At 59.7% G+C, this 14,940-nt stretch carries 9 protein-coding genes and 1 tRNA gene; 8 read left to right on the forward strand and 2 right to left on the reverse strand.

The window, feature by feature from the left end:
- Window positions 1–30: 30 nt before the first annotated feature.
- From grxD to GSQ73_RS16835, 8 genes are all read left to right on the forward strand, one after another.
- Entirely contained in the window at window positions 31–354 is a 324-nt protein-coding gene (gene grxD / locus GSQ73_RS16800; protein WP_158886587.1) for a Grx4 family monothiol glutaredoxin, read from the forward strand.
- Window positions 351–1,121, forward strand: a complete 771-nt coding sequence (locus GSQ73_RS16805) for an SDR family NAD(P)-dependent oxidoreductase (RefSeq protein WP_158886034.1) — start codon at window positions 351–353, stop codon at window positions 1,119–1,121. Before grxD ends, GSQ73_RS16805 begins: the two co-directional genes overlap by 4 nt.
- A gap of 59 nt (window positions 1,122–1,180) precedes the next feature.
- A complete protein-coding gene (locus GSQ73_RS16810) occupies window positions 1,181–1,780 on the forward strand; it encodes a YhgN family NAAT transporter (protein ID WP_158886589.1) in 600 nt (199 codons plus the stop codon).
- 95 nt (window positions 1,781–1,875) lie between these two features.
- On the forward strand, window positions 1,876–3,588 hold the full coding sequence (locus tag GSQ73_RS16815) for a lysophospholipid acyltransferase family protein (RefSeq protein WP_158886036.1): 1,713 nt from the start codon (window positions 1,876–1,878) through the stop codon (window positions 3,586–3,588).
- A gap of 419 nt (window positions 3,589–4,007) precedes the next feature.
- Entirely contained in the window at window positions 4,008–6,446 is a 2,439-nt protein-coding gene (locus GSQ73_RS16820) for a TonB-dependent receptor (RefSeq protein ID WP_158886038.1), read from the forward strand.
- 274 nt (window positions 6,447–6,720) lie between these two features.
- Window positions 6,721–10,053, forward strand: a complete 3,333-nt coding sequence (locus GSQ73_RS16825; RefSeq protein ID WP_158886040.1) for a carboxypeptidase regulatory-like domain-containing protein — start codon at window positions 6,721–6,723, stop codon at window positions 10,051–10,053.
- Window positions 10,054–10,215: 162 nt separating this feature from the next.
- Window positions 10,216–11,619 (forward strand): nucleotide 5'-monophosphate nucleosidase PpnN, encoded by a 1,404-nt coding sequence (gene ppnN / locus GSQ73_RS16830; protein WP_158886042.1) that lies wholly within the window; start codon window positions 10,216–10,218, stop codon window positions 11,617–11,619.
- A gap of 68 nt (window positions 11,620–11,687) precedes the next feature.
- Window positions 11,688–11,764, forward strand: a tRNA-Asn gene (locus GSQ73_RS16835).
- Between the two features lie 509 nt (window positions 11,765–12,273).
- Here the strand turns inward: GSQ73_RS16835 and cls are convergent.
- Both cls and GSQ73_RS16845 read right to left on the reverse strand, forming a co-directional pair.
- The gene (gene cls / locus GSQ73_RS16840; RefSeq protein WP_158886044.1) at window positions 12,274–13,539 is read right to left on the reverse strand and encodes a cardiolipin synthase; all 1,266 of its coding nucleotides are present in this window, start codon (window positions 13,537–13,539) and stop codon (window positions 12,274–12,276) included.
- A 3-nt stretch (window positions 13,540–13,542) separates the two neighbouring features.
- Entirely contained in the window at window positions 13,543–14,787 is a 1,245-nt protein-coding gene (locus GSQ73_RS16845; protein WP_216844796.1) for an AI-2E family transporter, read from the reverse strand.
- Between the last annotated feature and the right edge of the window lie 153 nt (window positions 14,788–14,940).

The following is a 14,940-nucleotide window of genomic DNA, read 5'->3' on the forward strand; positions in this document are numbered from 1 at the left end:
GCCTGCATTGTAAAGATGAAACACCAAGCTATGGACATCGACGAGCGCATCAAGGCGACACTGGCCGAACATCCCATCGTGCTTTTCATGAAAGGCACGCTCGAATTTCCGATGTGCGGATTTTCAAGTCGCGCCGCGAACGCATTGTTCGAAGCTGGCGCGGTTTTCCACGCGGTGAATGTGCTCGCCGATCCGCAGGTGCGCGCGGCGCTGCCGCACTTCGCCAACTGGCCGACGTTCCCGCAGTTGTTCATCAACGGTGAACTGATCGGAGGTTGCGACATCATCGAAGATTTGAAATCGGCCGGTGAACTGAGTCGCATGGCGAGCGATGTCGCGGGAGCCGCGTCTTGACCGCGTTGCCCACGTCGCGATTGCCGTTCGACTGGATGCCCGCGGCGGATACGCTGGCTGGACGCGTCGTGCTTGTCACCGGCGCCAGTGGCGGACTTGGCAGCGCGGTAGCGCGCGCGGCATCGCGCGCCGGCGCGACCGTCGTGATCACCGGGAAACGCAAACGTCAGCTGGAACAGTTGTACGACGCGATGATGAAAGAGGGGCTTTCCGAACCCATCATTCATCCGCTCGACATGGAAGTCGCCACGCCACGCGAATACGCAGCGCTCGCTGAAGGGCTTGAACGCGACCTCGGTCGACTCGACGGTATCGTGCACGCCGCTGCCAGCTTCGCCGGATTGACGCCAATCGCCATGCACAAGCCGGATGACTGGCTGCGAGCGCTGCACGTGAATGTCTCCGCACCGTTCGCACTCACGCAGGCATGCATGCCGTTGCTGATGCAGGCGAGCGACAGTTCCGTTGTTTTCGTTCTCGACGATCCGGCGTTGATGCAGCGCGCACACTGGGGCAGCTACGGCGTCTCGAAAGCAGCGCTGGAGAGATTCGTGGCGATACTCCATGAAGAAACCGACAGCGGTCCGTTGCGCACGCATGCGCTGTTGCCCGCGCCCATGCGCACTGCCCTGCGGCGATTGGCTTATTTCGGTGAAGACATTCTGCAGCGTCCGTTGCCGGATGTGACCGCAGAAGCAGCCGTCTATCTGCTCAGTGCGCAGGCAATGAATGCACGTGGTTCGATACTGGATTTGCGCGCCGATTGAACGGTGCCGACGCTGGTCGACGCCGAAGGGGTTAGGAGGGAGCTGAGATGGACACGCAGATGACCACGTTGTCCGCGGGAATCATGTTGTTCCTGATCATGGACCCGCTGGGCAATATTCCGTTTTTCCTGAGCCTGCTGAGGCATGTGCCGCCGAAGCGGCGCCGACTGGTGATGGTGCGCGAACTGCTGATCGCGCTCGGTGTGCTGCTGGTATTTCTGTTCGGCGGTCAGCACATTCTTCAGGTGCTGCAGCTGAAGCCCGATTCGATCAGCATCGCCGGCGGCATCGTGCTGTTCCTGATTGGCATTCGCATGGTTTTTCCGCCCGCCGATGGCGGCGGTATTTTCGGCAAGCCGGGCGAAGGCGAGCCCTTCATCGTGCCGATGGCGATTCCCGGCGTGGCCGGACCTTCGGCGATGGCAGCACTCCTCCTGTTGACCAACACCCAGCCGGGACGCACGGCAGACTGGATGACGGCACTGCTGCTGGCATGGTTGGCGACATCGCTGATCCTGCTCAGCGCCACCTATCTTTTCAAATGGCTTGGCGAAAGCGTGCTGACCGCGCTCGAACGCGTGATGGGCATGCTGCTGATCGCGCTTTCCGTGCAAATGTTCATGGCGGGCGTCGCATCGTTTCTTCATCTGGTTGTTTGAAACTGCCACGCTCGCAGGTGCACGCAATCGACGTTCTCCGGTCGGCTTGCTGTCATAATCGGCGGGCAAGATGATCGAAATTCGAGGACCCAGTCATGCTCAGTATCGAACAGAGCCTCACTGAACGACTGCCATGGTTGGCACATCATCCCGGCATCCGTCGCCCGATGGCCGGAATGCTCGGACGGCTTGCCGATGAAAGCGGTTTCAACCGCGTGCTGGACAAGGTGGGCACGAATGAAGGCTTCGACTTTGTCGAACGCGTGCTGGATGTGCTGGGCACCAGTTATCACGTCAACCCGCGCGAACGCGAACATATTCCGGTGGACGGCCCGCTGCTCGTGGTGGCCAATCATCCACTCGGCATGCAGGACGCCATTGCGTTGCTGCAATTGATCGGATCGGTTCGCCGCGATGTGCGCATCCTCGGTAACGACTGGCTGGCGAGCGTCCCGCAGTTGGGCAAGCTGCTGCTGCCCGTCGACGTATTCGGCAAGGGTGCCGCATCGCGATTACGTGGCATCTACCGCGCGCTGTCGAACGGTGAGGCATTGATCGTGTTTCCCTCAGGAGAGGTGTCGCGAGTGCGAGCCGGTGGCGTGCGCGATGGGCAATGGTCGGATGGTTTTGCCAAGCTTGCGTTGCGTACCAAGACACCGGTGTTGCCGGTGCATGTCGCCGCGCGCAATTCGGCCATGTTCTATGGGTTGTCGATGCTGGTGAAACCGCTGAGCACGGCCATGTTGCCGCGCGAGGCCGTTGCGCCGGGCAGGCGTCGGATCGGTTTCAGCATCGGTGCATTGGTCGGTGCGGACGAACTGGAGCAGCGCAGCGGTGGCGTGCCGGAGCAGGCCGCCAAGCTGATGCGTCGCCATGTCTATCGTATCGGTCGTCATCGCGGCCTGATCTTCGGTGGGCAGGCACCGCTGGCATTGCCGGAGCTGGCCGAGCAAGTGAATGCCGAGTTGATGGCCTCCGACAAACTTGCCGACCTCAGCGACGGCAAGCAGGCGTGGTTGTTCAAGGGCGCGCTGGATAGCGCGGTGATGCGCGAAATCGGCCGCCTGCGCGAACTCACCTTCCGCAAGGTGGGTGAAGGCACCGGCGCGCGGCGCGACCTCGATGCTTACGATCCGCACTACGAACACCTCGTGCTGTGGGAACCGAAATCGTTGCGCATCGTCGGCTCCTACCGCTTTGGTCACGGCAGGCGTGTGATCGCCGAACGTGGCATGGCCGGTCTCTACACCGCCAGCTTGTTCAAGTATTCGCCCGCACTCGAATCCCGCCTGGCGCAGGGATTGGAATTGGGTCGCAGCTTCATCGCCCCGGCATATTGGCGCTCGCGCGCGCTCGATCAACTCTGGCAGGGCATTGGGCTTTACCTGCAGCGCCATCGGGACCTGCGCTACATGTTCGGTCCGGTAAGCATGTCGGTGAGCCTGCCGCGCGAGGCGCGCGAGTGGATCGCCGCTGCGCATCAACATTATTTCGGTGCGCCCGGCCTTGCAGCCGCACGCCAGCCATTCGTGATTTCTCCGGACGTCATCCGTGGTGTGCGCCTGGCCTTTGAAGGTCTCGACGCATCGGCTGGGCTCGGCAAGCTCAAGCACCACCTCGATGCTCTCGGCGTCACCATGCCGGTGCTTTATCGCCAGTACGTTGACCTGGTGGAGCCCGAGGGCGTGCAGTTTCTCGACTTCGGCGAGGACCCTGGTTTCTCCGGTTGCGTGGACGGACTGGTCATGCTCGATCTCGCTTCGCTCAAACCGGCCAAGCGCAGCCGCTACCTGGGGCTGTCGTCGTAAGCATGTAGCGCATCGAGCGGTTGCACGTCGCTCTTATTTGCGATGGACCATTCGCATGGCGCGCTCAGCTTGCCGAGTGCTCACTACTGAGCCACAGCCTGTATCGCCATGTTTCGTACACTCGTGCACTTATGGCGAATGGCATAGCTGGAAATTTTGTAAAACTACTGTAAAATTAATCGGGAACAATGGGCACGTCACCGTCACGTACCATGCCGCTGGACATAATCGTCGCGGCGCATGAAATTGCGAATAAAACCTCATTTCCACCCAGCTTGGTCGGTTGGGTTTTTTTATGCCCGAAGAAATCGCTTTTTCTTTCGGATTAAATGATGGTTTTCGCAGGAATTTGTGATCGGGGCGGTTGCCATTGGCAACGCGAACCTGTCGACCAGTCAACGAATCAACGAGATCAACTCATGAAAAGAAAGTACCTCTACGCATCCGTGGCCCTGGTTCTGGGGCTGGCCTCGTCGGTATCGCTGGCGCAAAGCACCAGCGATCAGACGAACACCACGCAGGACAATGCGTCCAAACCTGCGCAACGCGCCAGCGTTTCGAGCACGTCAAATACGACGACCTCGAACGATACGAAGCGCGTGCAGCAGTTGAGCACGGTGCAGGTACAGGCACAGTCGCTGTCGCTGGCTCATGGATTGATGTCGGTGCAGACCGCGCCGAAGGCGGTTTCGACAATCACCCGCGACGCCATTGTGCGTGCGGCTCCCGGCGCGACCTTCGTGCAGATGATCGACAGCATTCCTGGCGTGAACGCGTCGACCGACGATTACACCGGCCTGGCCAACGGCAACTACAGCATTCGCGGCTACACCAGCGACGAAATCGGTACCACAGTCAACGGCGCGCCGATCAACGACAGCGGTAACTACAAGGTCTACTCGACCGAGTACGGCGATACAGAAAACATGGGTGACATCACCGTGCTGCAGGGTTATCCAGATGTGGACACGCCGATCGGCGGCGCCGCGGGCGGCTCGATCGCATGGGTCACCATCGACCCATCGCACACGGCCGGCCTGGACGTCAGCCAGACCTTCGGCAGCAATGATTATCGCCGGACGTTTTTCCGGCTGAATACCGGCGATACCGGCCCGGTGCGTTCGTGGCTCTCGTACTCGGATAATCGTGCCGATCTGTGGCGCGGTCCCGGCGAACAGAAAGTCACCAAGATCGATGGGAAGTCGATCTGGACCATCGACGACAATGATTCCATATCGGCGTCGTTCCAGTACAACCGTGAATTCACCAACACGTACGAGAGCCTGACCAAAGCGCAGGCGCAGACGAATTACAACCAGAACTACGACCGCGACCTGACAAGTCCGACCGACACTAATTTCTACAAGCTGCATACCAACCCGTTCCGCAGCTGGCTGGTCAGCCTGGATGGCGAATTCAAGCTGAGTGACGACCTGCGTCTGTCGGTCGTGCCGTATTTCCAGTACGGCCTTGGCGGCGGCGGCGGCGGCGCGACTTTCACCGAGTCGACTTCTCCGCTCAACTACTACCAGTACGCAAATCAGGACCTCAATGGCAACGGCACCATCGGCGGCAAGGCACTCGCCTATTCGTTGAGCTCCACCTACACCATGCGTCCGGGCGTGATCGCCAAGCTCAACCAGGACTTTGGCGAAAACAACAGCCTCGAATACGGTTTCTGGTGGGAGCGCCCTCGTCAGGAACAGAGCGAAGTGTTCACGCCGACGGCCGATGGCGTTCCTTCGGACAATTGGGCCAAAACCGACCTGATCCGTTACCCCGATGGTCTGGTGCAGACGCTCTACAACGAGTACACCACCAGCGAAACGCGCAAGGTCTTCGCGACCGACACGTGGACGCCGAACGACCAGTGGACGATCACCGCAGGTGCTTCGTATCTGTGGGTTCAGCGCAAGGGCTTCGACTACGAGTACCTGGGTTCGGTGCGTCCCGGCTACACGCAGTACGGCCTCGACGGCATCAGCTCGACATACCACAAGGTGACGCCGACCGCAGGCGTGAAGTATCAGCTGAACGAGCAGAACCAGTTCTACTTCGGTGCCGGCCGTACCTTCCGTGCGCCGATCAATGGCGCAACCTTGCAGAACGCAGCGGTCGCCACCGCACCCGGCCAGGTCACGGCAGCGAACAATTTCCTCAACAAGCCGGAAATCTCCACCACCGGAGATCTCGGCTGGCGTTTCTACAACGACACGTTCTCGGCCAGCGTCGATGCGTACGCCTCCAACTTCACCAACAAGCAGATTTCGGGCTTCGACGAATATACGTTTGCAACCGTGTACCTGTCGCTGCCGAAGGTGCACATGCGCGGCCTGAACACTGAAGCCAGCTACAAGATTTCGGATAACTGGTCGGTGTACGGTTCGTACGCCTATACCCAGGCGAAACTTGCGGCCAACCTCGATACGCAGGGCGACGGCATCTACAACACCGACGGCAAGATTCTGCTCAATACTCCGAAGAACACCGCCTACGTGCGCCTGAGCTACGACCAGGGTCCGTTCTGGGCGAGCCTCGACGAAAAGTACCGCGGCCCGATCTGGGGTGACTGGTCGAATACGCAGAAGGTGGGTGGCTACGCCACACTCAACCTCAACACGGGCTGGAACTTCCCGGACTTCTCCACGTCGTTCCGCAAGCCGTTCATCAAGGTCAACCTGTTCAACATCACGGATCGCCAGGCGCTCACCAACGCTAACAACATCAGCTCGTACCTGGCTGCGAATCCGAGCAAGATGAAGGACGACAACGGCACCACGCTGTTCGCTTCCGAGCCGTACTACTCGCTGCTCGAAGGCCGCACCCTGATGGTGACGTTCGGAGCTTCGTTCTTCTAAGAACGGTTTCGTCACAGTCAGCAAAAAGCCGATGCCCACAAGCATCGGCTTTTTTTGTGTCCTAAATTCGCAGGAAATTGCCGATCAATCGTCAATAGTTACGAAACTGTAATATCATGCGGCTAGATTTGCTTCGGCTCGCCGTCTACGCGACAGCAGCGCTGCATCTGGTCCACAAGACCGTCCAAGGGAAAACGAACGACATCCTGACTTCCGGCTATCCGGTTGATGTCGCGTCTTACCCATTTTTCGAAATCGAAGAGGTTGATGCTCCATGAACAATCGTTTTCGCGCAAAGGTTCTGCCCCTGGCGATCACTGCGCTTCTGGCAACCGCGCCGCTGATGGCGCAAGACACCTCCTCCTCGATCGACGGCCATGTGCTCGATGCCAGCGGCCAGCCTGTTGTCGGCGCCACGGTGCAGATCGTGCACGAGCCGTCCGGTACCACGAAGATCATCACCACCGATGCCGCTGGCCGTTATTCGGCTCAGGGCATGCGCGTCGGCGGACCGTTCGATATCACCGTGTCCAAGGCCGGCCTGACCCAGGCCGAACGTGACAACGTCTACCTGCAACTGGCGCAGAGCACTTCGGTCAACCTGACCATGGGTGCCGCGGCCGCCGACGCAGCCAACGCAAAGACGCTTGCCGGCGTCAGCGTCTCGGCCAACTCGCTGTCACAGACGTTCACGCCGGACAACAAGGGCATCAGCACCAATATTTCCCGCGCCGAGCTGGATGCTCAGCCGACGCCAGGCCGCTCGATTCAGAACATCGTGCGCATGGATCCGCGCGTGGTCGTCACCGATCGCGCACGTGGCGAAATTTCAGCGGTCGGCCAGAACAGCCGCTACAACAACATCACGGTCGATTCGATCAGCGCCAACGATCCGTTCGGCCTGAATGCCAACGGCCTGCCGACGCTTGGCACGCCGATTTCGCAGGACACGATCCAGGAATACAACATCTCCACCGCGAACTACGACGTGGCCAACCGCCGCGGCCTGGGCGCCAGCGTCAATGCGGTGACCAAGAGCGGCACCAATGATTTCCACGGTTCGGTGTACTACGCCTTCCAGAACCAGAACCTGATCGGCGACAACGAAAAGGGCGCCGAGTACCAGGGCTTCGATCGCCAGTGGACTGGTGGCGGCACCGTCGGTGGTCCGATCGTCAAGGACAAGCTGTTCTTCTTCGTGTCAGCGGAAAAAAGCGTGCAGGTCGGTGCCGGCAGTCCTTACGGTCCAGTCGATTCGGGCGCGGGTACGCCGATCGCCGGTTTGACATCCGCGATGGTGCAGCAGGTGCGCGATGCGGCGAAAACCGTCGGCATCACGCAGGATCTCGGCTCGGTCGGCGGTGGCAATTCCAATCTCGAAGACAAGCGCTACCTCGGCAAGATCGACTGGAACATCACCAACAATCACCGTGCCAGTTTCACCTACAGCCAGACCAAGGAAAGCAAGCCGATCATCACCGGCAGCACTACCAAGCTGGTGCTCTCCAGCGGTTGGTACAACACGGCGGTGAACAACAAGAGCTACGCGTTCCATTTCTACGATGATTGGTCCGACAAGTTCTCGACCGACACCACCTTGTCCTATTCGGATTTCAAGCAGAACCGCGGCCCGTACAACGGCGTGGACATGCCTGATATCACGGTGTACCCAGTCGCCTTTGGTGGCCCGGCAGTGGAGTTCGGCTCCGAGTATTCGAGCCAAGCGAACGTGCTTTCGGTGAAGACGCTCAACGCGGCGTGGGCGGGCACCTTGTTCCTCGGTGACCACACCATCAAGGGCGGCGTCGATTTTGAAAAGGACAAGTACTACAACCTGTTCGTGCAGGGCCTCTTCGGCAGCTATACGTTCGAAGACTTGAAGGGCAGCACCAATACGGGCCTGCAGAATTTCCTCGCCGGCGACTACTACCAGTATTCGTATCATCGTCCGTCGAACGGCCTCGGTCTCAACGATACCGCCGCTGCGTACAGCCTGAACCAATACGGCGTGTTCCTGCAGGACACCTGGCAGGTCAACAACAACCTGTCGGTGCAATACGGCGTTCGTATCGACATTCCGTTGATGGACGACAAGCCGCTCTACAACGCCAAGTTCGCATCGGCGCCCGGCGTCGGCGCGAATGGTGCTGCGACGGGTGGCTTTGGTCGTACCAACCAGACGAACATCAACGGCAATCGCGTGGTCCAGCCGCGCATGTCGTTCAACTACAACTTCGAAACCGAGCACATGACGCAGTTGCGTGGTGGCGCCGGCCTGTTCGTTTCCAATCCGCCAGGCGTGTGGATCGGCAACATCTTCTCGAACTCGGGCGTGACGCAAACGCAGTTCACCTGCGGTCCGACGCAAGCCAAACCATGCAACACCAACCTGCCGCCATTCAGTCCGGATGCCCACGCGCAGAACGACGGTGCCGCCGGCGGCCAGATGACCGTGAACACGGTCGAGCCGGGCTTCCGCATTCCCAGCGCATGGAAGTTCAGCCTCGGCTTCGACAAGGAACTGCCGTGGTGGGGCCTGGTCGCAACGGTCGACTACGAGCACATCAAGCAGCGTGACGCGATCCTCTATCAGGATCTGAATCTGGGTACGCCGACGGGCGTACTGCCGGATGGTCGCGCACTGTTCTACAAGCTGACCAACAGCGATCCGAAGGCCACGGGCCAGTCGAACCGCGCCAACGCCAACCCGGTATTCTCCGGTTCCATCATCAACTTGGCCGACACCAGCCGCGGCAAAGCGGACAACCTGACCCTGGCATTGAAGAAGTCTTTCAGCGACGAATGGTCGGCGATGGTCGGCTTCAGCTGGAGTCGCGCCACCGAAGTGAATCCGGGCACGTCCAGCGTCGCGGCGTCGAACTACTTGAACGACTACGTGCGCAATCCGAACGAGAATGTCGCCAGCGTCTCGAACTACTCCGTGCCTAAGCGCGTGATCGCTTCGCTGACCTGGCAACACCATTTCTTTGGCGACTACGCGACCAGCGCCAGCGCGTTCTTCGACGGGCACTCGGCTTATCCGTACAGCTGGACGTTCGGCAACGATGCGAACGGCGACAGCTTCACCAACGACCTCGCCTTCATCCCTAAGCCGGGTCAGGTGGAATTCCGCCCGGGTACCAGCCAGCAGCTGATCGATTCGTTCTACAGCTACATTCAGCACAACGATTACCTGAAGGATCATCAGGGCGACATCGCCAGCCGCAACGGCGATCGTGCGGGTTGGCTCAATCAGCTCGACCTGAGTTTCAGCCAAGAAATTCCGGGCATCTTCCGCGGCAACAAGGGCATCATCCGGCTCGACGTCTACAACTTCACCAACTTGCTCAGCAAGAAGTGGGGCATCGAGAAGCGCGTGAACTTCCCCGGCGGTCGCGCACTGGCTGACTACTACGGCGTGGATCCGTTGACCGGCGAATACATCTACAACATCGACTGCGGCACCGCTGCCGGCGCCGGCAAAACCTGCACCAACTACGTGAAGAACGGCCAGTACAGCCCACTGACGGTTCCCACGTACATCAACAACAACGACGATCTGGCACAGCGCTGGTCGCTGCTGCTGACGGTGAAATACACCTTCTGATCCATTCGTAACGTTTCAGGCGTGACAAGTAACACCGGCGTCCGCGAGGGCGCCGGTTTTTTTGTGCATGCTTGACCATGTGATGCACGCGCATGAAGCTAGGCGGTCCGCCAGCATGCGTCATCTGTTGGCGGACTAGTTCGAAAGACCCAGGAGAATCATTTGAGCAACGAAAACTTCCGCAGCGCCGCCGGCAAACTTGCCACCGTCAGTGCGCGCATCTCGCCGGTCGGCGGGCTGGATATTCTTTCGCGCAACGAAGTCGCGCGCCTTCGTGGAGCGAGCGATTCCGGCCTGCATGCACTGTTGCGTCGCTGCGCGCTCGCGGTGCTGACGTCGGGCAGCATCAGCGATGATCCGCGCGCGATACTCGAGCAATATCCGGATTTCGATATCCAGGTACTGCAGCAGGACCGCGGCATCAAGATCGAGCTCAGTCATGCGCCGGCACAGGCTTTCGTGGATGGACAAATCATCCGCGGCATCAACGAGCTGCTGGTCGCCGTGGTGCGCGATATTGTCTACGTGTCGACCCAGCTTGAGCAGACCGGGCTCGAGCTGGACGGTTCGGCAGGCCTGACGCAGGGCGTGTTCGAAATCCTGCGCAATGCGCGCATCCTCAAGCCGCACATCGATCCCAACCTCGTCGTCTGCTGGGGCGGGCATTCGATCTCGCGCGAGGAATACGACTACACCAAACTCGTCGGCTATCAACTCGGTTTGCGCGGCCTGGATATCTGCACCGGTTGCGGTCCCGGCGCGATGAAGGGGCCGATGAAAGGCGCGACCATCGCGCACTCGAAGCAACGTCGTCGCAACAATCGCTACATCGGCATCACCGAGCCCGGCATCATCGCGGCCGAGTCGCCCAATCCGATCGTCAATCATCTGGTGATCATGCCGGACATTGAAAAGCGCCTCGAAGCGTTCGTGCGCATGGGCCACGGCATCATTGTGTTTCCCGGTGGCGTCGGCACAGCAGAAGAAATTCTCTACCTGCTCGGCATCCTGCTGCATCCGGACAACGCCGGCACGCCGTTCCCGCTGATCTTCACCGGCCCGAGCCAGTCGGCCGCGTATTTCGAGCAGATCGACCGGTTCCTGCGACTCGCCCTCGGCGATGAAGTCGCCGCGCATTACCAGATCATCGTGGACGACCCCGCCGCCGTGGCGAAGGCCATGATCAAGGGCATCGACAAGGTGCGCCACAACCGGCTCGATACGAAAGACGCGTTCTTCTTCAACTGGGCGTTGCAGGTCCCGCTCGAATTCCAGATGCCGTTTCGCCCGACCCACGAGGCGATGCGCGCGCTGCAGATCCATCACGATCGACCACTTCACGAACTCGCGGCGGATCTGCGCCGCGCCTTCTCCGGCATCGTGGCTGGCAACGTGAAAGAAGAGGGCGTGCAGGCAATCGAGAAATCCGGCCCGTTCGAGATCGATGGCGATACGGACATCATGCAGGCGCTCGACAAGCTGCTGCAGGCGTTCGTCGAGCAGCACCGCATGAAGTTACCCGGCGGCGCTGCGTATGTACCGTGCTATCGCGTGATCACGCGCTGAAACGCGTTCCGAAAAGGCTGCGAATGGGTTGACAGCCCATGGCGGCCCCGACAAACTACGCAGCTCACGCCCGAATAGCTCAGCTGGTTAGAGCACTTGACTGTTAATCAGGGGGTCGCTGGTTCGAGTCCAGCTTCGGGCGCCAAGAACATCAAAGGCTTGCAGCAATGCAGGCCTTTTTCTTTGGCGCTGCGTCCAGCTTGTATTGGAAGATGGCATCTTTCAATCGCGTGGCCCGCCATGCGGGTTCGCCAGGACCTCCATCGTAGCTATGCAGAACGCGGACGCTCGATCGTCGCAACTTTCGAATTCGTGGATGCCGAGCGTCCGCGAGCGTTTGCAGATGTCCGCGGACACATCAATCCGGGCCAAAACTATCGCGCACCCGTGAGTATTGGCGTATCTGCGAGTGGCACGATGCCTGCTACCTCTGAAACTCCATTCGTCATTCAGTGGATCTCTAGAAAATCTGAGTTCGATCTGGTCAGACTTTGGCACCACACATCGCGTCGATCAGCTGGTGCATGCACCAGGAAGAAGGTAGGCGCGGAAACAAGAAAATCCACGCGCAGCCGTGGAAATTTCTTCAGAAACTCTCGAGGATAAACTTCGCGTTATTGCAAGCGTTTTGCCGTTGGTTCTTCAAGGCGCCTTTCAAAGTTGCGATTCAAAAGGTCGGACAAGAATCTCGCCGATCTTCTGGAGCAGCGATCGCTGGTTCCATTTTTCCAGCGTGTAACGCGTGGCTCCTTTCAGATCGTCGTCCATCACCTGGGTCATCGCGCGACCGAACTCTTTCGAGTAGATGTTGAGGCTTGCCTCGTCGTTGAGGTTGAACGAGCGCATGTCGAAGTTGGTGGAGCCGACCGAAACCAGCAGGCCGTCGAGGATGAGCATCTTGTTGTGCATCATCGTTTTCTCGTACTCGTAAATCTCGACGCCGGCACCGAGCAGTTTTCCCCATGTTCGTCTGGAGGCCATGCGAACCAGACGAGAGTCGATGTGTTTGTCCGGGACCAGTAGCCGGATACGCGCGCCGCGCGTTGTCGCCGCGATCAGCGCGTCGACCATGATGTCGTCCGGAATGAAATACGCCGCCTGCAGATCGATGGATTTTTTGGCAGCGGCGACAGCGAGCAGATACATCAGGTGCATCGACGCATTGCCGCCTGCCGGCGAGCTGACGAACAGATGCATCCGGTCGTGGCCCGATGGAGACAGCACTGGGTAATACACATCGCTGTGCAAGACGCGGCCGGTGCTTTTGATCCAGTTGTCCATGAAGCCGGCCTGCATCTGCGCGACCACCGGTCCTTCCACGCGAAAATGCATGTCGCGCCAGTGGTCGGGATCCTGCGCATGGCCTTGCCACTGATCGGCGATTCCGACACCGCCCGTGAACCCGATGCGCCCGTCGACGACGAGCAGTTTTCGGTGCGTGCGATTGTTGAGGCGTGCGATGGAATACCAGCGAAGCGGGTGATATTTCTCGACCTCGATGCCGGCATCGACGAGCTCGTCGAGCAGCTTGCGCTCCATCTTTTCGCTACCCGCCCAATCGAGCATCACGTGGACGGGAATGCCTGCCTTCGCGCGTTCTTTCAGTGCATCGGCAAATTCCTTTCCGATATCCCCGGACCAGTAGATGTAGGTCTCGAAGGTAATGCTCGTTCTTGCTTCACGGATCGCCTGAAGCATCGACGGAAAAATCTCGTCGCCGTTCTGCAGCGGCGTAATGGAATTTCCCTCAAGCACATCGGGCCCGAGCATCGCATCCATTTCCAGCGCGAACTGGGGATCATCGATGGCATGGCAGTGCTTGACTGCATGGCGAACGGTTTTTTCGGGCCGGTGAAAATTCATCGACACGACCACGACGAACGCCGTGATCGCGATGGCCGCAAGCACCGCGATCCACATGGGTCAAGTACCTTTCTTCGACGACGCTTCCTGCGTCTGGCGCTCAAGAGGATTTTTTTCGCCTTCGAGGAAATGTCCAAACGCCGCCAGCGGCCGGATGCGATCGCAGATGATTTTGGTAATGGCAAGCATGGGCACGGCGAGGATGGCCCCGGGCACGCCCCACATCCAGTCCCAGAAGAGCAGGGCGATGATCACCAGCACCGGGTTGAGCGTGAAGCGCCTGGCCAGCAGCATCGGGGTGATGGTTTCACCTTCGACGAGGTGAATGCCCGCGTACACCACCATCGGCATGAAGGCCTTCCACAACGGATCGAGGCTCAACATGCCCACGCCGAGAAAAATCACCAGCCCCGTCAGTGGACCGAGGATCGGCACAAAGTTCAACAGGAAAGCGATGGCGCCCCAGAGCACCGCGTTTTCCAAACCCAGTGCCCACATCGCGCAGCCGGTGGCGATACCGACGAGCGCATTCATCACCGTGATGGTGACCAGATACGAGGAGATATCCGCCTCGACCTGCTGGGAGATATCGATGACCTGACGTTTGTCCCGAAAACGCGGCATGACCTCGACCAGCCGCCTGAGAAACGTGTCGCCGGAATTGAGCAGGAAGAACAACACCAGGAAGGTGGTCAGAAACTCCGAAGCGAACGTGTGCAGCCCATCGATCAACGTCGACTCGATACCTGCCCCGGCCCCTACGGCACCCGCGGCTTCAGCGGGGGGCGCGCTGGCGGGCGCCGGTGTCGCGGAAGCTGTTGTGGGCGATGACGCAGGCGGTGGCGCAGAAGTCGACGGCGCGGGCGCCGTTCCCACGATGCCTTTCGCGTGGCTGAGCATGTGGTCGAGCGCATTCAGCGGTGCACTGACCACACGCACGCGCTGTTCCAGACGCGGAAGTCCCTCGGGAATCCGCTTGGCCCAGCTCGCGGCGGGCCCGCTGAGCATTTCGCCGAAGCCGCCGATCAGACCGAACAGCAACACGATCATCAGAAGTGAGGCGACAACGCGAGGCACGTGCACCTTGGCGAGTAATCGCATGATCGGCTGCAACAAGAGCTTCAGGATGAAAGCCAACACGATCGGCAGCAGTACTTCCTTGGCGAAAAACGCCCCTGCAAGAAGTGCCAGCACAAAAAGGCCGCCTTGAAAGACCACCTTCGGATCCTGCGGCAAAGGCATGTCCGACGCATCCGCCTTTTCGACGGGCGCGGCCGAGGTTGTCGGCAATTCCTGCTGTGTCATCACTCACCCCTTTTTGTTGCCGATTCGATGTGTCTGGCAGCGCTACGATGTTGAGCAAACTATCGGACGGTGGAGCGTTTGCAACTCTTCGCCCGACCATGCAGCCTGATCAAAGTCGATCAGAACAGAACGGCGGGAATGCAGCATGAAACC

This window comes from Rhodanobacter sp. L36, from assembly GCF_009765755.1.
In the GTDB taxonomy this organism is placed as follows: Bacteria; Pseudomonadota; Gammaproteobacteria; order Xanthomonadales; family Rhodanobacteraceae; genus Rhodanobacter.